The organism is Desulfovibrio sp. JC010 (assembly GCF_010470675.1).
Classification (GTDB): Bacteria; Desulfobacterota; Desulfovibrionia; order Desulfovibrionales; family Desulfovibrionaceae; genus Maridesulfovibrio.
On the sequence record NZ_VOIQ01000003.1, the window covers coordinates 140,606 to 161,993 of the forward strand.

Sequence of the window (21,388 nt, forward strand, 5' to 3'; positions counted from 1 at the left end):
ATTACGTAAACGATGGTGACGTATATGTGTCCTATAATGAAATACCGGCGGTCCTGTTGCAGGGCTGCCGGTATTTTTGAATCATATCCCAAATTCAGTTTTTTCAGGTAGGAGGATCAGGAGAAATCCAATTCAATTCCAATGGGGCAGTGGTCGGAACCTAATACATCGGCTTCTATCCATGCATTTTTTACTTTGTCCTTCAGTTCTTCGGAGACAAAGAAGTAGTCAATACGCCAGCCTGCATTGTTTTTGCGGGCGTTGAAACGGTAGCTCCACCATGAGTATTTGCCCGGACTTTCGTCAAACATACGGAAAGTATCCACGTAGCCGTGCTCGATGAATTTATCTAGCCAGGCCCGCTCAATGGGCAGGAAGCCGGACCGTTCCGAGTTGGCCTTGGGGTTCTTGAGGTCGATTTCCTTGTGCGCGGTGTTGAAGTCTCCGCCGACCACGATGGGCTTTTTCTTGCGCAGTTCTTCAGCGTATTCGAGGAAGCTGTCGTAAAAGCCCATTTTGTATTCCAGTCGCTCATCGCTCATCTGCCCGTTGGGGTAATAGATATTGAACAGGTAGAAGTGTTCATACTCCATGAGCACTACCCGCCCTTCGCCCTGATACTTTTCATCTGTAAGGCCGAAGGAATGGGAGAGCACCGGCTGGCGGGAAAAGCAGGCCGTACCGGAGTATCCTTTTTTGACCTTGGACCAGTTCCAGAATGATTCGTAGCCCTCGTAATCGCGGTTTTTATCCGGAATCTGGTCCGGATGGGCCTTGGTTTCCTGAACCATGACCACGTCGGCGTCGCTCTCTGCAAACCATTCGTTAAAATTCTTCTTTATTACAGCACGGTAGCCATTCACGTTCCATGAATAAATTTTCATACTCAATCCTTATTTTAAGCATTCAAAACAAGCCTGCCCGAAGGTAATGTCAGTGAAAGAAATATTTTTCCAGCCTGATTGCAGGGCCATGGCTTTCAGTTCATCAACATTGAAGTCATTAAAAAATCCCGCAGCCCGGCGTTTGCCTGCGTCCGCACCCGGCAGCAGTGGGTGGTAGGTGAAGATTAATTTATCTGAATTGCTGAAAGTCCAGTCGAAAAACAGCTGCGGTTCATGCAGGAATTCCAGCAGGAAGAGGGCGCAGACCACATCGTATTTTTTAACCGGGAATTGTTGCTGGTTGAGGTCGGCCACTATGGTGTTCCGGTTGCGGGCTACCATATCCAGCGGGACGTAGGTGCAGCTTTCCGGGATATAATCGCGCAGGAGCATCATTCCGGCCCCGGCATCAAGAACGGTGCTTTTTTCAGGCACCAGTTGTCCGGCCATGCCTGCCCGCAAATCAGCTTCACTTCCGAGCATATTCCAGCGGGCCCAGCGTCCACAGTCTGTTTTTTTCTCCCTGATCAATTCTTCGGTAAAACCGATCATGAAATTTTCCGAAACCGGAGGGCGCATGGAAGAGGACATCACCGCGTGAGCCGACCACGGCTGTTCGTAGACCTGTTGCGGCTTGATGGATCTGTCTATGCTGATCACATTGCACAATTCGTGACTGGGAGGATAGGGGACCAGCGGGCCGCCCATGTCCTCGTGGGGAAAGCGGTAGGAATCATAGCCCAGATCGCGCAGCATTCCCATTATGGCGGTGAATTCCATAATTCCTTTTTTGGAATTATGGAAATGTCCTTTTTCCCAGATGATGGCTGCTACCCGGCCTGTTTTGAGCAGCTCCAGCCCTCCTGTAAGGGTGTCCAGTTCATGGCCTTCGGTGTCGATTTTGAGGATGACCCGCCGCTTTGAGTCCATGTGTCCGGCTTGGCGGACGATATTGTCCAGGGTTTCCAGCCGGACCGGGAGCGGTTCTCCCTGACTGCGGTTGCCCGGCTGGGGAACAAGGCTGTGTCCCATGGAGGAATTCTGGATCAGTTCGCTCTGTCCGCTCTGCGAGGAAGCGGCGCATTGTGCGATTTTTACGTTTTGTGCGCATTCGTTGAATTCGCACCACATGGACAATCTTTTCAAATTGGCCGGATGCGGCTCAATAGCCAGTACATCGACCCGGTCGGGAAATTTTCTGGCGGCGGTCAGTGTGTACAGTCCGAAATGGGCACCGACATCGATGAACAGGTCGTTCGGTTGCAGGTGGGCGTGCAGGAACGCTCTTGATGCGTATTCAAAACCGCCGCAACGGGTTTCCCGGAAGTGAAGGGAGGCCGTGCCTGGGTCCCGCATTTCGGCATTTGCCAGCAGCATTTCAAATTCCGGTTCGCCCGCGTTGTTTTTTATTACGCTGGGGACGATGTTCCAAGCTGCACTGTTTTTTTGGATCTGCTCCAGTATTGCCTGTCTGCTCACTTTCTGTCCGTATTGTTGCTGTTGAATTGGGATTCATCATAATTACCTGAAAGACGGACATAAAAAAAGCCCGCATAAAGCGGGCTTAAAAAAATAACGGGCACCATCCCGTAAATCAAGTGACTAGTCTTCGTTGCTGCCTGCTTTAATGAAAGCAATAGCGGCAATAGTCATTGCAAGGCCGAAGAAAAACCAGAAAAAGCTCATATCCATCTCCTCCATTTAATGCTTATTGAACTGGATTCCTTACCGATAGCAAAAAAAAAGAATCTTGAACAGTAAATTAGGGAGATTGAATCCGGTTTTACAGGCTACACTGAGAGATTTAATACTGAACCGGGCGGCGGTGCCATGACGGAACTGCCGGACTGGAGCTTGTCCATAATTTCCCCAGCTGCGAGGGGCGCGGCCAGATCTGTGATTCCGGGGTTGGTCTTTTCCGCTTCGGATAAGCCTTCCTCAAGTCCCTTCTTGAGGGAATCAAGGCTTTTGCCTTCGTCTTCAAGTACCTGCTCAATAAGGCTCTTGATGTTTTCGGCAGTGTCTTCTCCGAACTGTTGGCTGACCTGTGCAAATGTGTTCTGCAGGGTCAGTTGCGCGCCCGTTCCCGGACTGGCGGCAAAGAAATGTTCCTGCAGTCCGTTTTCAAAGTAGCCGTTGATGGCGTTGTTCAGATTTGAATTGAAATGGTCCATGACCTGATCCCCGGCAGCAAAGCCGAAGTTGCGGTCAATGAACTGGATGGATTTCAAGAGTCCGTTGCTCAGGGAATCTTCAGTGATCTGATCACCGGAATTGGCAATGACTATGCCTTTGAAAGCGGTGGCTGCATCGTGGCCGAACTTGCCTTCGATGAAATCGGCTGCGCCGGCCAGTGCCCCGGCCAGGTCAGAAGGGTCCTTGGGATTCTGTGCGTCACCCTCGGAACCCTTCTGAATTTCGCCTGTTTTATCCGGAGATACGGTCTTCTGAGCGATCAGGTCTGCAAATTGATCAGCAGTATTTACGGGCGAGGCCGAAACATTCAGGCGCGTCGCTCTAACGCCGGAAGTCCGGCTCCCGCCCAAAAGCGGAGAACCGTTGTCCAGTAAAGCCGGAGCTCCGTAATTACTTTTTAGTGCTGATCCGTTTATTATCATGACCGTATTCCTTCCATGGTGGTCATATCGGAGTATCTAAAGAAATGTTTAGGTCGGATAACAAAAAAAGGGGAAATGGGTACATGTTTTGTTGACGGCTAAAAGCAGTGACCGTATCTTTGCGGCCATGAATATTGAAACCATTAAAGAATTCATTCAGTCGCGGAAGATTTTGCTGGGTTGCATTGCAGGGGGGATTGTCCTGCTTGCGGCCGGGTATGGGGTTTTTACTGTGCAGCAGTCCATTGCCGAGGAAAAGGCCCGTATTGCCGAGCAGAACAGGGTTGAGCAGGAGCGCATTCTTACAGAGAAGCAGGATGCGGAAAGAGCCAAGGTTGTCGAGGCCATGAAGAGGCTCATTGAGACCGGGAATGCCGAAACAGCCCTGACCGTAGCGGAGCAGAATAAAGAACTCATGAATGATGAGTTGCGGGCCATGATTCATCTGGCTACGGAAAAAGATCTGCTGGAGCGTATCAACAGGACTTCCAAGTGGAATTATGCCGATCTGGCCAAGTATTATGCTGAACTGGCCGACCTTGATCCTGAAAACAGCAAGTACCGCAAGGAATTGAAAGGGTACGACAAGAAGCTGCGCAAAAGACTGGAACGCAAACTTTACGCTCAGGCGCAGGCCCTGCCTGTCCGCGATTTCAAGGCGAATATGGATATTTATGAAGAGTTGATGCAGCTCAATCCCGGAGAAAAGCTTTATAAGAGCAAATATGAGCGTTACCGGGAAAAGTATGAAGCATTCATGAAAGAACTGGAAAAGTTCGGTCCCAAGCCGCAGCTTTCTGCGGATCGCAAATATTATCCTGAAGTAAAAGAATATTTAAAAGTAAACTCCATGTATCCTGAAACACTGGAGATGGAGTCTGCAACAGATTGTTACTACACCGATGCCGGATGGCTGGTTGGTTGTACCTATAGTGAACAGAACGAGCTGGGCACCAAGTTCAGCGAGTTTCTCTGGTTCACCATTTCCAATTCAACTGTCAAGAAGGTGGAAGCCGGCGGGGCGTATACGGTTAATTAGAAGTTTCATTTTTAATACTTGTTTTAACTTCTTGAAGTTAAACAGATTAGTGTTGTGATTCTCTGTTTAGTGCGTGTAATGTGAAAATATTCAGTTGCTAAGTGTCCGTTATGGCAGTAGCGAAACTATAGTCTTTAAGGGGTAATGGTGGGTGTTTTAAGTTGACGGAGGCATTAGTGATGCGTGTAAAGGGGTTGCAAAATTATTTTTATTCTTTTTGCATTACCTGCTTGTTTGTAGTCTTTTCCGTTGCGCATGTTTTTGCGTCTGATCTGGTAGATATTAAAGAAAAAGGTGTGCTTCGCCATCTGGGAATCCCCTATGCTAATTTTGTGACAGCAGAAGGGACCGGACTGGATGTGGAGCTTATGCAGCGTTTTGCCCGGCACCTTGGAGTGCGCTACGAATTTGTGCAGTCCAACTGGAGCAGGGTGTTCGGCGATTTAACCGGAAGCCATGTCTTCCCGGTGGGTGACAATGTCAAGCTTCTGGGGCGTGCTGAAATCCGGGGTGATGTCATCGCCACTGGTCTGACCATGCTTGAGTGGAGGCGAAAGGTAGTTGATTATTCGACGCCTACATTTCCCACTCAGGTCCTCTGTCTTGCCCGTAAAGATTTTCCAATGGCTCCCCTGCAAAGGAACGGCAATGTCAAAGATGCCATCCGGCAGGTTAGGGCAGCCCTTGCGGGGGCTCTGGTCATGGGAAAGGAAAAGACCTGCCTTGACCCGGCCTTATATAATTTCAACAGCTCCACTACTGCTGTTCTTAATTTTCCCGGTGGAGTGAACGATCTGGCTCCGGCTCTGCTTAAAGGGCTGGCCGATGTTTCACTAATTGATGTTCCCGACGCCCTTGTAGCTCTGGACAAGTGGGGAGATTCCTTGAAAATAATAGGTCCCATATCTGAGGAGCAGCGCATGGGGGTTGCTTTTCGCAAGGAATCTCCAGAGTTGTTGGATGAATTTAATAAGTTCTTCAGAGAATTGAAAGAAAGCGGGGAATACCGGGGGATGGTCAACAAATATTATCCCGGCGTGTTTCAATATTATGGTGAATTTTTTTTGAATATTAAGTCGTAATAAATCAGCTGTTTTGAACTAAAAAAAACTCCGTCCGATAACCGGGCGGAGTTTTTTATTGCCCTGCGGCAATTCTTCAGCGGCAGAATTTAATCTTCCAGATCCTTGATCCAGCCTTCAAGGGCATTGATGATCTTGCGGGCCTGATCCGGGCTGGAGATGTTGAACTTGGACTGTGGGCGGTATTCGCCTTTCATTTTGCGGAAACGGCGGATGGTGTACATGTCCTTGCCGTATTCACCGCTTTTACGGTCCAGCTGCTTGTAGCGGAACATGATGGTGGTCCATGCGCCTTTGGTCAGCACTTCTTTGTCCAGTTCTTTTACAATTACCTGACCGTCTTCTTCGTAATGTATAGTCAAATCTTCGACTGTTTCGCTCATACGATCTCCTTGAGGGGTTGATATAATACCCGGAACCTGCCGTAAATGGGTGGCGTTGTCAAAGGTGGGGTTAAAACTTTAAATATTCCGTAAAATCCGCATGCAGCATCTTCTTTAACTCATCCATATTATCTGCGCCAACTTCCGCGAAGATAAAGGCAAAGACTGGATGTTTTGTGTAATCAATTTCCCGTAACTCCAGCACTTTGGAAAAATTAGCCTTGAATCCATCGTAATACACGGATTTTATTTGGCTGCGGTCAACACTTGAATCAATTTCACCGATGACCATGCCGTAAACTTTGCCTTCACAGCATCTTGATATCTCGGCCCAGTCCGGTTTTAACCCTTCCATGAAATATTTGTAGGGATTGATGGAGTAGGCATAGTGGGCCAGATCGGTAACGCACCAGCCTGCGAAACGCATGGGGTTGACTTCTATGACCCCGAGGTTGCCGCGTCCGTCCGTGCGTACTTCGATGTGGATGGGAAAGTTTTTAAGCTCCGCGCGGCTGCCGATTTCCTGCAGCAGGTTCAGGAATTCATCATGGTGCTGATTGATGATTTCTGTGGAGGTGATGTAGCAGCGGTCGCTGACGTCATCGCTGGAAGCGAAGAGGTGTCCGAGGATGTTGATGATTACCGGATTGCCTTCGGCATCATAATAGGCATCTACAGCGAATTCCTCACCTTCGATACATTCCTCAATGATGAAGTTGTCCAGTTCCAGCACTTTGGCCGGATACATGGTTTTAATTTCTTCCACTTCAGTTTTGATTCTCTCCACAGCCTGCGTCCAGCCTGCAACAGATTCCACCATATGTACGCCGAGGCTGAAAAATCCCACACAGGGTTTGACCACGCAGGGTATGGGCAGTTCTTCTGCGTTAACGCTGTCCAGCTCTTCGAATTTCAGGGTGCGGTAAAAGAAGTCCGGATACATGTCCCTAACCAGATCACGGAAGGCTCCCTTGTCTTTGAAAAGCCTGATAGTACGCGGCAGATCACCGCTCTTCAGATTGCTGTCGATCCAGTCAATGGCGTTTTCCGAGTTGGAGTAGACCGGCTGGTTGCGGTCCCGGTTATACTCGGTCACGAAATCATTTTCCGGGCTGAGTGAGACGTCTGTGTTCTGCAACGCTTCACTGGCGACTTCGTTTTCAAGTACAGGCTTGCCCAGCTTTGCGAGGGTCTTTTTTAACAGCTCGGATACGTATGGTTTTTCGACGATGAACATTGTGTTTTCCTTTGTGTGTGGGGTTTCAACGGTTGTAATAAAGATATTACCGCTCAAACACAATAGTTCGGTGTTAGGGATACGAAAAGATACAGAAATTTAAAAAGTGGGGATAGCAGAGTGCGGGGAGAAAATTGTGCAGGCCCGATTGCATTTGTTTCCAAGGTGCCGGGGTTACGGTCTGTTAAGACCGCACGTGATTGAAACAATTTATGCATTGGTCCGTATGCTGTAATTGCGGGCTTAAACAGCAACCGGGCCTGCGCGGGGTAAATTTCTGAGGGGGATAATCCCCCTCGGTAAATACTTTGTCCATCCGGGCAATTAAGTTTGCAGCTCCACCTGCGCGCCAGTGCCGGAAGTTATGTGACTCCTTCATACCGAGTGTCACATGTCAGGCAAAACGGATCAGACCTTTGCCAATCCATGACCTCTGTTATGCAAAATGATCCGCATGCCTGTGACAAAACATTTGTACATCCTGCCCGCGACTTGCAGATGTCGCAGGCAGGATGGAACTTTTTATATTACAGAGCTGCTTTGTAGATAGCGGCAACTGCTTCGTCAGTCATACATCTGGGGTTGGTGAGACCGCAGGCGTCTTTCTGAGCGTTGGCAGTCATGGTCGGAATGTCTTTTTCGGAGACCTTCTTGCCGTATTTTTCGCCGAGTTCAATAAGACCTGCGGGGATGCCTACGTCAGCGGAGAGCTGGCGGATTGCATCAAGCGCTGCGTCAGCTGCATCACGTTCGTCCATGCCGCTGGTATCAACGCCGAGCCATTCAGCCATGATTGCGAAACGTTCAACATTAGCAATCAGGTTGTGCTGCTCAACGTGGGGCAGCAGGATTGCGTTGCACTCACCGTGAGGCAGGTCATAGAAACCACCAAGCTGGTGAGCCATGGCGTGTACGTGACCCAGAGATGCGTTGTTGAAGGCCATACCGCCGAGATACTGGGCGTAGCACATACCTTCGCGGGCATCGATGTCCTGACCGTTGGCAACTGCGCGGCGCAGGTATTTGTGGATCAGACGGATGGATTTTTCAGCACAAGCGTCAGTGATGGGGGTGGCGATGGTAGAAACCCAGGCTTCAACGGAGTGGGTCAGTGCATCCATACCGGTTGCTGCGGTCAGTGCCGGGGGCATGCCCATCATCAGCAGCGGATCGTCAAGTGCGATACCGGGGGTAACGCGCCAGTCAACGATAGCCATCTTAACTTTGCGGGAAGTATCAGTGATGATGCAGAAACGGGTCATTTCAGAAGCAGTACCTGCGGTGGTGTTAACCGCTACATAAGGAGGCATGGGTTTGGTGGATTTGTCCACGCCTTCGAAATCGTGAATTTTACCGCCATTGGCAACAACGAGGCCAACGCCTTTACCGCAGTCATGAGAACTACCGCCACCGAGGGTGATCAGGGAGTCACATTTGTTGTCCTGATAGGCTTTTACGCCGTCGGCAACGTTGTTGTCAGTGGGGTTGGGAATGGTTTCGTCATAGACTACGCAGTCCATACCTTCAGCTTTCAGAATGTCTACAATCTGCTGGGTGATGCCTACAGCAGTGATACCCTTGTCAGTTACGAGCAGGGGTTTTTTGCCGCCGAGAGCTTTGATGCGGGAGGGGATTTCTTTGTGTGCGCCGATACCGATAAGGGTTACGCTGGGGATAAAAAAGCCGTTTACTTGTTCACGTACTGCCATTTTGAGTCCATCCTTGTAGCTTAATAGGTTATTGAAGGTTGGGCCTAGTCGTGTACTTATTAACGCTTTTCATAGGGCAAGACGTGTGCCAAAGTGAAAAAGTGTTATATTTAGGCAACTTGTCTGTTTTTGTGTCTTTTCGTGATGAATCATTTGAGATCCATTTGCACTGCTGAAATTGGTTATTTCAATGTGAAAAATAGAACAAGAGTGACAAAAGTGTTACATTGCGGGGGGTGAAAGGGGGGTGTGTCATTATGGACCAGCGATGTAGTGCTGTGTGTCAGATGGCACTTGTGCTTGGTTGAGCATATATGAAGATTAAATAAATGCGCTGAAGGTTGTTTTCTGCATTAAATTTTATGGTTATTGTTAGTTGATTGTATGATCAAGTTGTTTTCTTTGTGTGTTGTTGCTGTTTGTGTTAGGCTAAAAAGTTTTGTTTTGCATTGAAGAAAATAAAAAGCCGTCCCGAATTAACGGAACGGCTTTAATTCATTCTTTTCGTTTTGGCACTCAGTTCAATTTTTCAAGTCCCTTTATGATTCCTCCGAGGTCCGGTCGTTTGTTTATATCGTGTACGTCAATGTAACGGAGCATCCCATTTTTATCGACAATGATAATTGCCCGTTCGCTGATTCCTTCCGGTCTAAGGACACCATATGTGCCTGCCGCCTCCCCGTGGGGGTTGAAGTCCGAGAGCACCGGAAACCAGACTCCGCCGTCACCCATCTGGGAAGTCCACGCATGCAGCGAAGGGACGTTATCGGTAGTGATGCCGAGTATGATTGCATCATGCATTTCAAAGAGTTCACGGGCGATATTGTAACCCGGCCATTGGTCGGAGCAGATGGGGGTGAACGCTGCAGGCACAAATGAGATGACCACATTTTTTTTGCCCCGGTAGTCCGAGAGGCTGATTCTTTTACCGGACGTGGAGGGCAGGGTGAAGTCCGGTGCTTTTTCTCCGACTTTGACTTTGAGCTTGCTGTCCACGGGCTTGAGTCTTTCCTGTTTATATATCTGCTCTTCGGCAACTTTTGCTTGCACACTCACACTGGAGAGCAGGAAAAGGGCGGCGGTACAGAGAATTATTCGTTTCATTTCTATTCTCCTAAAGCTTGTCTTTGATTGCTTTCAGGAATTTTTCGGCTGATTCAAAGGGGCCGGCATGGGAGAGGATGACCTTGAATTTTTTGCCTTCCTTTTTAAGCATGAAAAAATGCGGGGTGCCGGGTGCCCCTAAATCCGAATGCAGGTCTAAATCCGTATCTGTGAACAAAGGGAACTCCACGGAAAATTTTTTTCTGTAAAAGTCCACCTCAAATTCTGAGTTCCCCGCGGCAAGCCCGAAAAATTTCACATCAGCACATTTTTCGGATTTGTTGAGCAGGTTGCAGAATGAGTTCACTGCCGGGGCCTCTTTCTGGCAGTGCGGGCAGTACATGCTGTAGACTTCTATAATAATGTAGTCGGCATTAATATCCTGAATATTCCAAGGCCCGGCACCGCTCAGTCCCAGATATTTTTCGTGTTCAGCACTAAGCTTGCCTTCCAGTTTAATGTCCGGGAAACTGTCTCCGGGCTGGAGAGGATTGGCGTAAGTAACTGAACTTAAAAACAATGAAAGGATTATTAAAACAAAACAGATTTTGCGCATATTTGGTCCTCCTCGGGAGTTTATGGACAATATATCCTGCCTGAATGGGGGAGGAAGTCCAGCCGGAGTACTGCTGGGGTTGGTTTGGCACTGAAATGGTATGGAATTGAGGGAGGTCTAAATCTGCTTTGTGAGCCGATGTGCTTGGATGTTTGCTAAACCTTGATAGTTGACTGATAACCATTCACTGGTTATCTTTTGGGCATGAGCTGGACAGTAAATATTGCAACAAAGCTGCAAAAACGGATCAAAAAACTACCGAAGCCCGTGCAGCAGGCGTTTTTTCTGCTCAATGCAAACCTGAAAGTCCAAGGGCCGCAGCAGGCAGGCTGGCCCAATTATGGAAAGCTCAAGGGGATGGACGGTGTGTACCACTGTCATTTGAATAAAGGCAAACCGCGCTATGTGGCGGTTTGGGTGGTAAAAGATGATTCAATCCAGATAATGGAGGTCAAATATGTTGGAACTCACGAGAAGGTCAACTACAAAAGATTCGGTTGATTTTTGTATAAAAGTGCCTGCATCTCAGGCCGCAAAATTTATTGAAGCCTCCAAATCCTTCTGGGCCTTGGCAGGTCTTGATGTGCAGGAATTTAATGATGAGGGCGAAGAGATTGTTACCGTGGATGAAGCCTTCCCCGATGTCACACCGGGCGACCTGCTGCGCGGTGCGCGTTTCCGTGAAGATATGACTCAGGCCCAGCTTTCCGCTGCCACCGGAATTCATAAAAATAATATTTCCGAGATGGAACGCGGAGTGCGTAATATTACTATTGAGATGGCTAAGAAGCTGGGCGAAGCTTTGAATGTTTCGTACAAGCATTTTTTGTAAAAAAACTAACAGGATCTAACCAAACCTACTACGACCTAAATAGTTCTAACCAGTTCTATATCGATTAGCGTAGTTCTTGTTAGATTTGCCAAAACAAAACCGCCCCATGTTCCCACAGGGCGGTTTTAAATTTCCTATTTAAATCTTTCCGCTACAACCCGTACTTGTCAATCTTGCGGTAAAGGGTCTTGCGTCCGATGCCCAGAGCCTGTGCGGCCTTCTGCCTGTTTCCGTTAAAGAAATCCAAAGCCTTGATGATGTGTTCGCGCTCCATGCGTTCCAGCGAGAGGATTCCTCCCTCGCCTTCCCGTTCGGGCTGGTCGGCGATTTCCTTGGGCAGACAGGCGCAGGTGATGGTGTTGTTGTCGGCCAGGATGATGCTGCGTTCCAGCACGTTGCGCAGTTCGCGGACGTTGCCCGGCCAGTGGTAGGAGAGCATGCACTGCATGGCCCGTTCGCTGATGGTGTATTCGCCCTGCCCCATCTGGAAGCCGAGCTTGTTGATGAAGAAATCTATGAGCAGGGGCACATCCTCGCGGCGGTCATTGAGTTCCGGCAGGCTGATGTTGAAGACGTTGATGCGGTGGAAAAGTGCTTCGTGAAAGCGGCCTTCCTCAACCTCTTTGGCGAGGTTGCGGTTGGTGGCGAAAAGGAAGCGGATGTCCACGGTGCGTTCGTCTTTTTCGCCCACGCGGCGGAAGGTGTGCGATTCCAGCACGCGTAAGAGTGACGCCTGAACTTCCATGGGCAGTTCCCCGATTTCATCAAGGAACAGGGTCCCGGTATGGGCAAAGGTCATCAGCCCGTCGCAGTTTTCCGTGGCCCCGGTGAAGGAACCTTTAGTGTGTCCGAAAAGCTCACTGCGCGAAAGTTCTTTTTGCAGGGTGGCGCAGTTTTTAACAATCATGGGCTTGCCTGCGCGCTGGCTGGCGCAGTGTATGGAATGGGCCACAACATCTTTACCGGCCCCGGATTCCCCGGTGATCAGCACCGGGACATTGGTGGGCGCGACTTTGTTGATCAGGTGGCGGATCTGTTTGATGGGCGTTGAACTGCCGATGAGCTGTGAGCTTGCGGTATCGCATTGCTGGGAATGGCGGTAGCTGCGGTTTTCACGGGTCAGGCAGACCCTCTGCCATGCCCGGTCCACCACCAGTTCCACCCGGTCAAGGCGGAAAGGTTTGGTAATGTAATCGTAGGCCCCGATGCGGATCGCTTCCACGGCGTTATCGATGTTGCCGTGCCCGGTGATCAGGATCACTTCCACATCCGGTTCCATGTCTTTGAATTCGGTGAGCAGTTCAAGTCCGTCCCCGTCCGGTAAGCGAATGTCGGAGACGATAACTTCATAACGCTCCTTGCGGACCATTTCCCGCGCGCTCTTGGCGCAGTCTGCGGTCTGGACAATCCGTTCCGGACTGGCCAGCTCTTTGCTGAGCAGTTTGAGGATTGATTTTTCGTCGTCTACAACAAGCACTTTGTATGATTCAGGCATTCTCTAATCTCTTTGCAGGGGGAAAAGTACAGTAAAGCTGGAACCTTTGCCCACTTCACTGTCCACAATGATTTCGCCGCTGTGTTCTCTTACTATGTTAAAACAGGTGGATAAACCGATGCCGATTCCCTTGCCCACCTGCTTGGTGGTGAAGAACGGTTCAAAGAGCATATCCCGGTTTTCTTCGGGAATGCCGTAACCGGAATCGCTGACTTTCAGTCCCACATGTTCGTTTTCAATGAATGTTTCAATGCTGATTCTGCCGTTGTGCTCGATGGCGTCCACCGCGTTGGTCAGCAGGTTGAGGATTACCTGTTTCAACTGGGCCTCGTTACCGAGTATGAATTGCATGGGTGAGGTCAGTTTTACTTCCAGCCGGACATGCTGGTAGCGGCGGAACTGGTGGTCCAGCAGACGCAGGGTATCTTCGGCCACCTGATTCATGTCCACGGGAATGAATTCCGAGGCCACCGGGCGGCTGAATGAAAGCAGGGTTTTAACAATGTCCTGACAGCGCAGACACTCCTTGAGGATGGTGTTCGTGTAGTCATAGAGATCTTCGGCCAGATCGTCGGGAATTTTGTCATCCAGCCGGGTCAGCCTGCGCTGGATGCCTTCGGCAAATCCGGCTACTGCGGCCATGGGGTTGTTGATTTCATGGGCCACACCTGCGGCCAGCACCCCGATGGTGGCCATTTTCTCCGCCTGATAAAATTTTGCCTGATATTCTTTTTCCATGGTCACATCCCGTTTGAAAATCAGGATGCGGTCTTCCTCTGTTCCGGGTGTTTTAAGCGGTGAAGCGACCATGTCAAAGCGCAGGTTTTTGCCTTCAATGCGGAAGATGGCGGTGTCCTTGCAGACTGAGTTGGTGGATAGTGATTTAAAGGCCGGGCATTCCGGGCAGGGGTGGTCACTGTCTCGGAACAGGGCGTAGCACTTCTTGCCGATGGGATTGATTCCGGGAAACAGTTTTTCAAAAATACGGTTTACGGAGATGATTTCCAGATCCTCGGAAAGGACCATCATTACATCAGTAATGCCGTCGAGGATGGCCGCGATTTCGCAACGCTGGTCTTCGGACTCGCGGTTGGTATCCTTCAGTTCCTTGATGTTTTTCTGGAGATCCTGAAAGAAGTTCAGCTTGTGGTGTTCAATGCCGATGAGGTCGTGGAGTGATGTTTTATTAGCCATTACCACGCCTCCGCACAGATTGACATGAGGTCTTCACAGTCCGCTTCCCGGGGGTTGGTCACTGTGCAGGCATCCTTGGCCGCCAGACGGCAGATTTCTTCCATTTGTTCGTTGTTCGGGACAATTTCCCGTAAACGCATGGGGATGCCCAGTTCCAAAAACATGGATTGCAGGATTTCGCTTAAATCGTGTTTTTTCTGCTTGGCCGGGGCCGGGCAGCTTTCGTTGATGGTCCGGGCGATGGTTTCCATTTTCCGTTCCGCACAATGTTTATTGAAGCGGACCACCGAAGGAAGCAGAATGGGCAGGGTCAATCCGTGGGTCACATCATAGCGTCCGCCAAGGGAGTGGGCCAGTGAATGGCCGACCCCGAGGCCCGCATTGCTGAAAGACATGCCCGCTGCGGTGCTGGCAATGGAAAGATTTTTCAGGGCCTCTGCGTCCTTGGAGTTGGCTGCGGTCTTGATGTTTCCGGCAATGAGCCTGATGGCGGTCAGGGCCTGCGATTCCGTAAATGGGGAGGCCAGCCGTGAGACATAGGATTCAATGGCATGGGCCAGTGCGTCCACTGCTGAAGCAAGGATCAGTTCCCGTGGTTTGGTGATCAGCAGGTCGGGGTCGATGATGGAAATATTGGGCACCAGCGAACGGCTGATGATGGCCATTTTTACTTTGCGCTGTTTGTCGGTGATGATGGCGTATTGAGATACGTCAGACCCGCTTCCGGCGGTTGTGGGGATCAGGATCATTGGCGGCAGCGGGCGGCTGATGCGGTTGGCTCCCTCGTAATCGTGGATTTCCCCGCCGTTGCTCACGATGGTGGCAATGCCCTTGGAGGCGTCAATGGGGCTGCCTCCGCCCAGTCCGATGATAACATCGGCCTTGTGGTCGTGGTAGAGCTTGGCACCCTGCTGAATCTGGCAGGCCCGCGGGTTGGCGGTCAGTCCGTCGAAATACACGCAGTCCAGATTTGCGGCACTCAGCAGGTCGAGGATGATTTTTACCCAGCCGGATTCTTCCAATCCCTTGTCGCTGACCAGCAGGACCCGTTTGGCTCCCAGCCGCTGTGCGCATGAGGCCAGATAGTTGATGCTGCCGTTGCCGAAAATAACTTCCGGGATGGCGAATTTGGTTACCTGCATATATTACCCCTGCTTAGAATTATGTGTATCGTCATATAATTATTGCATTATTTTATTGTCTGTCCGTATGCAAAATAAGTCAAGGGCAGGGGAACCGACCTTAATCCGGCATCAACCGGCTTAGATGTCTGCCCAGCCCCGGTTCGGGAGGCAGGTTGTATGCCTTCAGCAGGAACCCGCCCTTTTTTCGTTCAATCACAGTGGCATGGCAGTAATCCGGTTTCATCCTGAAAATATTATCCAGCGGAAAACCGAGTACAATATGCAGCACGGTCCTGATCACCCCGGCATGGGTCACCGTCATGAGCGGGCCTTCTTCATCAAGTTCTCTGAGGAAATCAGCGACCCGTTTTTTCAGGTCGTTGAAGCTCTCTCCTCCCCGTGGGCGGAATCCGGCCAGATCAGCACCCCGCTGTGTAAACTCCTCGGGATTGCTGGATTTGATATCGCTGAAGCTTTGTCCTTCCCAATTACCGAGGCTGATTTCCTTGATTTCAGGAACGTGGACAGCTTCCATTCCGCACTGCTTTTCAATGAATGATGCGGTCTGCACCGTTCTGCTCAGGGGACTGCAATAGATATGCGAGGGGCGGAAAGATGCTAAAGATTCAGCTAGTTGCGCAGATTGGATCAGTCCTTTTTCTGAGAGGGGCAGGTCAATCTGACCCACTGCGCGACCTTTGGCGCCTTCTATTTCCCCGTGGCGGATGAGTATGATCATACCAGTTCCTTGGCGGCCAGCGAGGAGAGTTGTTCGGGTACGCTGATACAGGCTTCCTGCTCATAACGGGCCAGCAGGTCCTTGGCCCGGGCCAGCCTTCCGGTAATGGCGGCCACAGCTTCGGGGTCGTCCTTCCAGCGTTCAAGGGTTTTGCCGTAACGCTGGTCCAGGGAGACCGGATTGGTGCCCTGAAAAAGTTTATCAGCCAGAAAGACGATTTCCTGCTCGGTGAGCGGGGAGTCGGGCTTGATGTCCGTATCCCGATGGGCGGCCACAATGTCGGCGATACCGGAAAATCCGTAACCCGCGAGAATAGCTGCGCCTGCGGCTTCGTGGTTGCGTTTGAGCTTGGCCACATCGTGCATCAGGGCCGCGCATTTGACCACATTAAGGTCCAGCGGTTGCTGTTTGCGGGTCCTGTTCAGGGCTTCGGCCATGAGACAGGCCGCTTCAGCTACGGTTTTACAGTGCTCACGGGTCTGCAGCGGGGTGTCGGCCAGTTCCCAGAGGGCCTCGCATTCTTCAGGCAGGGGAACCCTCCGCCGGGAAATAAGCCGGGCCTGTTCGTAATCTTCGGGAGTGTCCAGGTCGCGCAGGATGCCGAGGTCCGGCATGTTCAGTTCTCGGGCCTCACTGTCGTACCGTTCAAGGACCGTGCGTAAGCCGCCGCTGCCGTCATGGGCGATGATCTCGGGGATAAGTTCGGCACTGATCAGCGGGGGGTGGCCCCGTTCGCCGCGAAAGCAGGGGTAGATGATTTTTGCGGGGGCAGATGAGTAATCAAAGGTCAGGGCTCGGATGGTGGAAGAACGCACCAGCGGAATATCCACCGGAAGGACCAGAAAGGCGGATGCATCATCGGGCAGCCCCTGCACCCCGGCCTGTACAGAGGAGAACATGCCCTGCTCATAGTCCGGGTTGAAAATTTCATGCATGCCCAGTGTTTTGGCTTCCGCACCGACCTGCTCCGCCATATGTCCGGTAACCACGAAGATATCAGAGGCTCCGCCGTTAACCAGCGAACGGATGCAGCGCGAAAGCACGGTACAGCCGTCCAGAGGCAGCAGGGCTTTCAGCTTGCCCATACGTGAGGAAAAACCCGCCGCCAGAATCAGTCCATAAATTTTCATGCTCAACCCCCGGCACGTTTCTGGATCAGTTCCCCTACAATTGATACTGCTATTTCTTCCGGTGTCTGGGCTCCTATTGAAAGCCCGATGGGGCAGTGGCAACGGTCTATCTGTTCCTGCGCGGTTCCCTCTTCGCGCAGGGCATCGTAGATGGCGTTGCGTTTTTTTGAACTGCCGATCATGCCAACATAGCGGGCAGGCGTTTCAAGAGCCTGCCCCAGTACGGTCTTGTCATGCAGATGTCCTCTGGTGACGATAATAATGTATGAATTTCCGTTGACTTCCAGTCCGGCAAAGCAATCCTTGAAATCATCAAGCACATGGATTTCAGCTGCCTGCGGAAATCTTTCCTCATTGGCGAAGTCCGTGCGGTCATCTAGGACCACGGTGCGGAAATTGACTGAGTGGGCCAGCTCCGCTGTGGGCCGGGAAACATGTCCGGCTCCGAAAATAAATAGATCCGGCTGGGGGATGAAGGCTTCGGTGGTAAGCAGCGTATCACCCTGTTCTTTCATTACCGGGGTACCGGATTTTATGGCTGCTTCAAGCTGGTCAGTCGCTGTTTTTTCTTCGGCAAATTGCAGCTTTGGCAACTGGCAGCAGGGCCGCACGGCCTGCCTTTCTTTAATAAGTCCGTTTTCAGAAGCCGTGAACAGGACGGCATGTTTGCCCTGACGTAAAGCTTTGTTGATCGCAGAAAAGACCGCGATTGTTTCCTCGTTTGCAGGAAGATGTTCAAGCATTACCTCCACATGTCCGCCGCAGATCATGTCCGCATTGGCGGCCAGTTCGTTGGAGAGGTCGAATTCGCGGAAGTATACGGAATTTGCGGTTTCAGTAAAGATTTTGGCCGCTTCTTTCTGGACCAGTGCCTCCACCAGTCCACCGCCGATGGTCCCGTCAATAGATCCGTCACGCATGACCACCATTTTGCTGCCCGAAGAACGGGGAGTGGAACCGGAGCTTTTTACAATGGAGGTCAGAATAAGGTCGTTGCCGGATTCAAGCTGGGAGCAGAGATTGGAAATGAGTTTTTTCATAGAGTACCGGCCTGTAGCGGTTTGATTGTTATGGAGCGTTTTCCGAAACCGGAGTGGATGGTTCCGTCCTGATTAGCAAGTCTGACTGATAAATTCAAATTGTGGTTATCACATGCCTGTTTGATTTTATGGTAGCTCAGCAGCTGTTTTTTGATTTCCGGTCCCGGTTTTGTGTCCGGCAGCACGTCCAGCTTAAGGGACAGTTGCATTGTTTCCGGTTGATATTCAACGGTGAAATCAAGGACAGCCTTGTGGGGCAGAATGACGTTGTTCAGCTCATTAAGATCGAGCCTGCTTCCTCCGGGCAGTATAATGCCGTCACCGAGCCGTCCTTCCACCGCACCCAGTCTGCGCAGGGGCAGCCCGCAGGAGCATTCATCAGGCATGATGCAGCCCACATCCCCGGTACGGTAGCGTATTAACGGCATGGCCCGCCGGGAAAGGGTGCTGATCACAATTTCGCCCTTATGGCCGTCCGGGATCGGCTCTTCAGTGGCCGGGTTGATGATTTCCACATAGAAATCCGGTTCACGCAGATGCATGCCCGATCCACCGTGGCAGTCCACACCTCCGCCGAGGCAGGTCTCAGTCATGCCCCAGTGGGAGAAGACCTCGCAGCCGAAGACCCGTGAAATAGTCTGCATACTGGCTTGCGGCAACACATCCCAGCAAAGCAGTACCGAGCGCACATGGTTGATGACGATGTTCTTGCTTTCCAGCAGCCGGGCCAGTGCATGAATCTGGATGGCCGGACCTAAGATGCAGCTGGCGTGATTATCGAGCAGCAGGTTGAGCAGGGTGCTGATGTAGGACGGGTTGACCGGAAGAACGGTTTCCCCGCCCAGCCGGGAAATGGATTCCGCAAAAAGGGAGCCGACCCCGCCGGGCCGGGAATCGGGCAGGATTGCCAGAATGGTTTCCCCCTCCTTAAGCATGGGGGCCATTCCGTAATGAAAAAAATCTATGGTCCGTTCAAGGTCCCCGGCAGTGAAAAACAGCCGTTTGGGCGGACCGCTGGAGCCGGAACTGGCGAGGGTCACGGCCCGCGCGATTTCATCCTGCGAAACGCAGAGGAAACTGTCGGGATTTGCGCGCAGGTCATCGGCAGTGGTGAAAGGCAGCTTTGCGAGGTCCGCAGGGGAGTGTACGGCCCCGGTTTGCATTCCGGCCAGCCGTTCATGGTAAAAGGGGCAGTTCTTAACAGCCTGAAACAAGGTCCGGCGCAGGGAATCAAACTGCCATTCCTGAAGTTCGCGTATTGATACGGGTTGCAGATCGGGAGCACGGCCCATGCGCAGATTGAGCCATTTACCCAGCGGGTGTTCAGTCATCAATCATCCTCCTGTACAAGGTGGAGCCGTCCATGGCGGTGAGATTGTAGGCGCAAAACGGAATCAGCCTGCCGTCCGGAGCAGCCACATGGATACAACACCCTTTTAAGCGGTCAAGGTCAAGGGTCCATGCGTCCTGAAATGCCATTCCGGAAATGGCGAGAATGTGTGTTTTGGCCCGGCTCAAGAAGCGATCAAGGTCGTCCTGCGGCTTTTTGCAGTCGCAGGTTTCTTCCGGTGCGGCCCACTGGCGGCGCACAAAAGCCTTGGATTTATCCGCGCCTTCGGATGCAGGCTTCGGGGTACAGCAGCCTTCCTTTTTTGCAGAAAGTTTTTTCAGGCTGCCGTCTTCCATAACTAGATAATTGGCGTGGAAGGAACACAGGGAATGTTCGCATCCCGGAGGCATAAAGTCGTCACGGTGCACAAGGTGTTCGCTCTGCTCTTCCAGTGCGGTCATGATTTCCGGCAGGGTGATGCGCATATCGTCTGAAGGCGGGGCGGGGTAGCGTCCAAAGTAACTGACCGGCTGAAAATGCACCCCGCGCACGCCCGGAGCATATGAAACAGCCAGTTTCAGGATTTCCCCGATGTCATCATCGTTCACACCGGGAACAATCGTCGGCACCAGCACCACCCCGATCCCCGCCGCAGTGAGGTTCTCAATTGCCTTGATCTTTTCTTCCAGCAGTGCACGACCGCGAATGGTTTTGTAAATATTGTCACGGGTTCCGTCGAATTGCAGGAAGGCGGAATCCACACCGCCCGCTGCCCAGCGTTTGGCAAGGCCGTGTTCGCGGGCCACACGCACCCCGTTGGTATTAACCTGCACAAAAGGAAAATCGTGTTTTTTGGCCAGTTCGGCAATGCGCGGCAGATCATCACGCACAGCAGGTTCGCCGCCGGAAAGCTGTAAATTACATGGTCCGGCTGTGGCCCGCACTTTCTGCAGCAGTTTGTCCAGTTCCGGTACAGTGGGATCAGCCGGGACTTTCTGGCCTGCCGAGGCAAAGCAGACCTTGCATTTCAGATCGCAACGCCATGTGATTTCCACCAGTGTGGTGCAGGTGTGCTGGTTATGGTCCGGGCAGAGGCCGCAATCAAAGGGGCAGCCTTTGCTCTCCGCCGTATCCATCACCGGAGGAGCGGAAGGAATCTTCGGGCGCGACCAGCCGGAAACAGCAGGTTCACCGCGCCAGAAAGGAGTGCTGAATTTTCCGTGTTCAGGGCATTCTTTTACAATGCGGCTTTCGCCATTTTCCGTGACGCGGCGGGCGGGAATCTTTTCTAAACAGACCGGGCAGAGGGACTCTGTTTCCACAACATCAAAGCTAATATCCATCGGAATCATCCCTTCCCACAGCCGGGTCATAACCGTTTTCAAGTAAAATATTCACTAGTTGCGCATAAGCTTCGCCCAGCAGCACTCCGCAGCGGTCCGCCCTTGGCTGTCCGCATTCACCGTCCAGAATGTCGCTGCAGGCTATGCCGCCGAAATCTGTCGTAACCCGTTTTTTGAACCATTCCCGGAAGCTTTCCACCAGCAGTGGATAATTGTCTTCGGATGTCTCCACGTCCGTGCCCTTGCCTGCGTAAAGTCCCAGCGCGCAGAGTCCGCCGCTTAAAATACCGCAGGTCCCGGCACAGTCGCCCATGCCCATGCAAAGGCCCTGTGCTGCGCGCACAAGGTCCGGGTTTTCCTGCTGCAGGTTATCAAGGCAGAGGATGATCATGATCTGGGCGCAGCAATAACCTGCGCCGTTTAATTGCATTATTCTAAGATCTGTATCGGTCATGTGGTGCCTCCGGCGGCCCTGCCGGGGGCCTTAAACCCTTTTTGTAAAAAGGGTTTAAGAATCCCAAAAACTTTTATTAGGGCTTCGCCATGTTA

Annotated in this window: 21 protein-coding genes; 4 read left to right on the top strand and 17 right to left on the bottom strand. The window is 51.5% G+C overall.

Annotated elements, in window-relative coordinates; all coding sequences use genetic code 11:
* Positions 1-116 precede the first annotated feature (116 nt).
* From FMR86_RS04595 to FMR86_RS04605, 3 genes are all read right to left on the bottom strand, one after another.
* Positions 117-884, bottom strand: a complete 768-nt coding sequence (locus FMR86_RS04595; protein WP_163349909.1) for an exodeoxyribonuclease III — start codon at positions 882-884, stop codon at positions 117-119.
* Positions 885-893: 9 nt separating this feature from the next.
* Entirely contained in the window at positions 894-2,363 is a 1,470-nt protein-coding gene (locus tag FMR86_RS04600; protein WP_163349910.1) for a class I SAM-dependent methyltransferase, read from the bottom strand.
* 311 nt (positions 2,364-2,674) lie between these two features.
* Positions 2,675-3,502 carry a hypothetical protein gene (locus FMR86_RS04605; protein WP_163349911.1) on the bottom strand — a complete coding sequence of 276 codons (828 nt, stop codon included), beginning with the start codon at positions 3,500-3,502 and terminating at the stop codon, positions 2,675-2,677.
* 88 nt (positions 3,503-3,590) lie between these two features.
* On the opposite strand from FMR86_RS04605, the gene FMR86_RS04610 reads away from it, so the two are divergent.
* Together FMR86_RS04610 and FMR86_RS04615 are read left to right on the top strand one after the other, a co-directional pair.
* Positions 3,591-4,541: a hypothetical protein gene (locus FMR86_RS04610; RefSeq protein ID WP_239057139.1), complete on the top strand. Its 951-nt coding sequence runs from the start codon at positions 3,591-3,593 to the stop codon at positions 4,539-4,541.
* 179 nt (positions 4,542-4,720) lie between these two features.
* A complete protein-coding gene (locus tag FMR86_RS04615) occupies positions 4,721-5,623 on the top strand; it encodes a transporter substrate-binding domain-containing protein (protein WP_239057147.1) in 903 nt (300 codons plus the stop codon).
* A gap of 89 nt (positions 5,624-5,712) precedes the next feature.
* On the opposite strand, the gene FMR86_RS04620 is transcribed toward FMR86_RS04615, so the two are convergent.
* From FMR86_RS04620 to FMR86_RS04640, 5 genes are all read right to left on the bottom strand, one after another.
* Positions 5,713-6,006, bottom strand: coding sequence for a hypothetical protein (locus FMR86_RS04620; RefSeq protein WP_163349913.1), 294 nt, complete (start codon positions 6,004-6,006; stop codon positions 5,713-5,715).
* A 70-nt stretch (positions 6,007-6,076) separates the two neighbouring features.
* The gene (locus FMR86_RS04625) at positions 6,077-7,243 is read right to left on the bottom strand and encodes an ATP-grasp domain-containing protein (RefSeq protein WP_163349914.1); all 1,167 of its coding nucleotides are present in this window, start codon (positions 7,241-7,243) and stop codon (positions 6,077-6,079) included.
* Between the two features lie 527 nt (positions 7,244-7,770).
* A complete protein-coding gene (locus FMR86_RS04630) occupies positions 7,771-8,952 on the bottom strand; it encodes an iron-containing alcohol dehydrogenase (protein WP_163349915.1) in 1,182 nt (393 codons plus the stop codon).
* A 516-nt stretch (positions 8,953-9,468) separates the two neighbouring features.
* Positions 9,469-10,056, bottom strand: a complete 588-nt coding sequence (locus tag FMR86_RS04635) for a peroxiredoxin (RefSeq protein WP_163349916.1) — start codon at positions 10,054-10,056, stop codon at positions 9,469-9,471.
* A gap of 10 nt (positions 10,057-10,066) precedes the next feature.
* Complete coding sequence (locus FMR86_RS04640; RefSeq protein WP_163349917.1) at positions 10,067-10,612, bottom strand: TlpA disulfide reductase family protein; 546 nt, start codon at positions 10,610-10,612, stop codon at positions 10,067-10,069.
* A gap of 204 nt (positions 10,613-10,816) precedes the next feature.
* On the opposite strand from FMR86_RS04640, the gene FMR86_RS04645 reads away from it, so the two are divergent.
* Positions 10,817-11,113 carry a type II toxin-antitoxin system RelE/ParE family toxin gene (locus FMR86_RS04645; protein ID WP_163349918.1) on the top strand — a complete coding sequence of 99 codons (297 nt, stop codon included), beginning with the start codon at positions 10,817-10,819 and terminating at the stop codon, positions 11,111-11,113.
* Positions 11,070-11,444: a helix-turn-helix domain-containing protein gene (locus FMR86_RS04650; RefSeq protein WP_163349919.1), complete on the top strand. Its 375-nt coding sequence runs from the start codon at positions 11,070-11,072 to the stop codon at positions 11,442-11,444. The genes FMR86_RS04645 and FMR86_RS04650 overlap by 44 nt, the downstream gene beginning before the upstream one ends.
* Before the next feature lie 151 nt (positions 11,445-11,595).
* Here FMR86_RS04650 and FMR86_RS04655 read toward each other — a convergent pair whose 3' ends face one another.
* From FMR86_RS04655 to FMR86_RS04695, 9 genes are all read right to left on the bottom strand, one after another.
* Entirely contained in the window at positions 11,596-12,939 is a 1,344-nt protein-coding gene (locus FMR86_RS04655; RefSeq protein WP_163349920.1) for a sigma-54 dependent transcriptional regulator, read from the bottom strand.
* Between the two features lie 3 nt (positions 12,940-12,942).
* Positions 12,943-14,133: a nitrogen regulation protein NR(II) gene (locus FMR86_RS04660; protein ID WP_163349921.1), complete on the bottom strand. Its 1,191-nt coding sequence runs from the start codon at positions 14,131-14,133 to the stop codon at positions 12,943-12,945.
* Positions 14,133-15,275, bottom strand: coding sequence for an iron-containing alcohol dehydrogenase (locus FMR86_RS04665; protein ID WP_163349922.1), 1,143 nt, complete (start codon positions 15,273-15,275; stop codon positions 14,133-14,135). Before FMR86_RS04665 ends, FMR86_RS04660 begins: the two co-directional genes overlap by 1 nt.
* A gap of 100 nt (positions 15,276-15,375) precedes the next feature.
* The gene (locus tag FMR86_RS04670; RefSeq protein WP_163349923.1) at positions 15,376-15,996 is read right to left on the bottom strand and encodes a histidine phosphatase family protein; all 621 of its coding nucleotides are present in this window, start codon (positions 15,994-15,996) and stop codon (positions 15,376-15,378) included.
* Positions 15,993-17,126: a DVU_1551 family NTP transferase gene (locus FMR86_RS04675; RefSeq protein WP_163349924.1), complete on the bottom strand. Its 1,134-nt coding sequence runs from the start codon at positions 17,124-17,126 to the stop codon at positions 15,993-15,995. Before FMR86_RS04675 ends, FMR86_RS04670 begins: the two co-directional genes overlap by 4 nt.
* A 2-nt stretch (positions 17,127-17,128) precedes the next feature.
* Positions 17,129-18,166 (bottom strand): XdhC family aldehyde oxidoreductase maturation factor, encoded by a 1,038-nt coding sequence (locus FMR86_RS04680; protein WP_163349925.1) that lies wholly within the window; start codon positions 18,164-18,166, stop codon positions 17,129-17,131.
* Entirely contained in the window at positions 18,163-19,497 is a 1,335-nt protein-coding gene (locus tag FMR86_RS04685) for a DVU_1553 family AMP-dependent CoA ligase (RefSeq protein WP_163349926.1), read from the bottom strand. The genes FMR86_RS04680 and FMR86_RS04685 overlap by 4 nt, the downstream gene beginning before the upstream one ends.
* Positions 19,490-20,839 carry a radical SAM (seleno)protein TrsS gene (gene trsS / locus FMR86_RS04690; protein WP_163349927.1) on the bottom strand — a complete coding sequence of 450 codons (1,350 nt, stop codon included), beginning with the start codon at positions 20,837-20,839 and terminating at the stop codon, positions 19,490-19,492. The genes FMR86_RS04685 and trsS overlap by 8 nt, the downstream gene beginning before the upstream one ends.
* Positions 20,829-21,293 carry a DVU_1555 family C-GCAxxG-C-C protein gene (locus FMR86_RS04695; RefSeq protein WP_163349928.1) on the bottom strand — a complete coding sequence of 155 codons (465 nt, stop codon included), beginning with the start codon at positions 21,291-21,293 and terminating at the stop codon, positions 20,829-20,831. The genes trsS and FMR86_RS04695 overlap by 11 nt, the downstream gene beginning before the upstream one ends.
* Positions 21,294-21,388: the final 95 nt, after the last annotated feature.

Bases quoted from the DNA above. Each gene is read 5' to 3' on its own strand.
- FMR86_RS04660 (WP_163349921.1), bottom strand. From the start codon at position 14,133: ATGGCTAATAAAACATCACTCCACGACCTCATCGGCATTGAACACCAC.
- FMR86_RS04595 (WP_163349909.1), bottom strand. From the start codon at position 884: ATGAAAATTTATTCATGGAACGTGAATGGCTACCGTGCTGTAATAAAG.
- trsS (WP_163349927.1), bottom strand. From the start codon at position 20,839: ATGGATATTAGCTTTGATGTTGTGGAAACAGAGTCCCTCTGCCCGGTC.
- FMR86_RS04680 (WP_163349925.1), bottom strand. From the start codon at position 18,166: ATGAAAAAACTCATTTCCAATCTCTGCTCCCAGCTTGAATCCGGCAAC.
- FMR86_RS04665 (WP_163349922.1), bottom strand. From the start codon at position 15,275: ATGCAGGTAACCAAATTCGCCATCCCGGAAGTTATTTTCGGCAACGGC.
- FMR86_RS04615 (WP_239057147.1), top strand. From the start codon at position 4,721: ATGCGTGTAAAGGGGTTGCAAAATTATTTTTATTCTTTTTGCATTACC.
- FMR86_RS04625 (WP_163349914.1), bottom strand. From the start codon at position 7,243: ATGTTCATCGTCGAAAAACCATACGTATCCGAGCTGTTAAAAAAGACC.
- FMR86_RS04650 (WP_163349919.1), top strand. From the start codon at position 11,070: ATGTTGGAACTCACGAGAAGGTCAACTACAAAAGATTCGGTTGATTTT.
- FMR86_RS04675 (WP_163349924.1), bottom strand. From the start codon at position 17,126: ATGAAAATTTATGGACTGATTCTGGCGGCGGGTTTTTCCTCACGTATG.
- FMR86_RS04685 (WP_163349926.1), bottom strand. From the start codon at position 19,497: ATGACTGAACACCCGCTGGGTAAATGGCTCAATCTGCGCATGGGCCGT.
- FMR86_RS04655 (WP_163349920.1), bottom strand. From the start codon at position 12,939: ATGCCTGAATCATACAAAGTGCTTGTTGTAGACGACGAAAAATCAATC.
- FMR86_RS04620 (WP_163349913.1), bottom strand. From the start codon at position 6,006: ATGAGCGAAACAGTCGAAGATTTGACTATACATTACGAAGAAGACGGT.
- FMR86_RS04645 (WP_163349918.1), top strand. From the start codon at position 10,817: ATGAGCTGGACAGTAAATATTGCAACAAAGCTGCAAAAACGGATCAAA.
- FMR86_RS04670 (WP_163349923.1), bottom strand. From the start codon at position 15,996: ATGATCATACTCATCCGCCACGGGGAAATAGAAGGCGCCAAAGGTCGC.
- FMR86_RS04635 (WP_163349916.1), bottom strand. From the start codon at position 10,056: ATGAAACGAATAATTCTCTGTACCGCCGCCCTTTTCCTGCTCTCCAGT.
- FMR86_RS04695 (WP_163349928.1), bottom strand. From the start codon at position 21,293: ATGACCGATACAGATCTTAGAATAATGCAATTAAACGGCGCAGGTTAT.
- FMR86_RS04640 (WP_163349917.1), bottom strand. From the start codon at position 10,612: ATGCGCAAAATCTGTTTTGTTTTAATAATCCTTTCATTGTTTTTAAGT.
- FMR86_RS04605 (WP_163349911.1), bottom strand. From the start codon at position 3,502: ATGATAATAAACGGATCAGCACTAAAAAGTAATTACGGAGCTCCGGCT.
- FMR86_RS04630 (WP_163349915.1), bottom strand. From the start codon at position 8,952: ATGGCAGTACGTGAACAAGTAAACGGCTTTTTTATCCCCAGCGTAACC.